The sequence below is a fragment of the Burkholderia sp. BCC1985 genome, from assembly GCF_905339915.1.
GTDB lineage: Bacteria > Pseudomonadota > Gammaproteobacteria > Burkholderiales > Burkholderiaceae > Burkholderia.
In genome coordinates, this window is the sequence record NZ_CAJPGY010000135.1 from 1 (window position 1) to 403 (window position 403).

Annotated in this window: 1 pseudogene; it reads right to left on the reverse strand. The window is 64.8% G+C overall.

Annotated features, from left to right (window positions below):
- Positions 1-403, reverse strand: a pseudogene (locus tag U4Z31_RS36990) (sigma-70 non-essential region-containing protein); the annotation flags it as partial.

Genomic DNA, 403 nt, shown 5'->3' on the forward strand with positions numbered 1-403 from the left:
CCGCTCGAGCGCCGCACCAAACTGCTGCGAGGTCGCCGCCGCTCGGGTCGTCCATTCAAGATCGGTCTCGTGGCCCGGGAACGAGTCGACAAACGCGTCGCGCGGCATGCCGCAACGGTCGACAGCAATCGCCAGGATACTGCGCTCGATCGCGCGAACCTCAGTCACTTGCCCATGGACAATTGCGCACAGGCGGTCGATGGTCTTGGCGGTAAAGCGGATCGGCGCGAGCTCACACTGGATCGCCATGCGCACTTGCGCAGCGGCTGCGGAACGGGCACCGCCAGTGACAGGCACATCCGGCAACTGCTCGAACAGTGCACGCACGCGTGCGAAAATCGCAAGACTGTCGTTCGTGAGTTCTTCGAGGCGCGCCGCGTTCGCCTTCTCCGAATCCCCGGCA